Raw genomic sequence first — 523 nt, 5'->3', positions numbered from 1 at the left:
GGTTCGCCGATGAGGCCCGCGTTGGCCAGAAGAACAAAATCACGCGCCGCTGGGCCCGCCGCGGCACCCGCCCGGCGGCGGCGCAGGACCAGCGTACCGCGTCGATGTATCTCTTCGGCGCAGTCTGCCCGTGGGAAGGCAAGGGCGCCGCCGTCGTGCTCCCGTTCTGCAACAGTGCCGCAATGAACGTGCACCTGGCCGAGATCGCCGCCATCGTCGAGCCCGGCAAGCATGCGGTGCTGCTGCTCGACCAGGCAGGCTGGCATCTCTCGGATCAGGTAGCAGTGCCGCCCAACATCACCCTGCTGCCGCTGCCACCGAAATGCCCCGAGCTCAACGTGATGGAGAACGTCTGGCAGTTCATGCGCGACAACTGGCTGTCGAACCGCATCTTCCAAGCCCATGAGGACATCGTCGAGCACTGCTGCCGCGCCTGGAACAGGCTCGTCGATCAGCCCTGGCGTATCATGTCCATTGGCATGCGCGACTGGGCCCATGGGTTCTAATCAATGGGACTTGGTAT

General features: G+C 64.6%; 1 protein-coding gene. It reads left to right on the top strand.

The window, feature by feature from the left end; translation table 11 throughout:
- A partial coding sequence (locus tag ACLF3G_RS29535) for an IS630 family transposase (RefSeq protein WP_430672944.1) occupies positions 1-506 on the top strand: 506 nt, incomplete at its 5' end.
- Between the last annotated feature and the right edge of the window lie 17 nt (positions 507-523).

Source organism: Falsiroseomonas sp. HC035, from assembly GCF_050563525.1.
Lineage (GTDB): Bacteria > Pseudomonadota > Alphaproteobacteria > Acetobacterales > Acetobacteraceae > Falsiroseomonas.
Note: the sequence above shows the minus strand (reverse complement) of the source record. Positions and strands in the feature narration are given on the sequence as shown.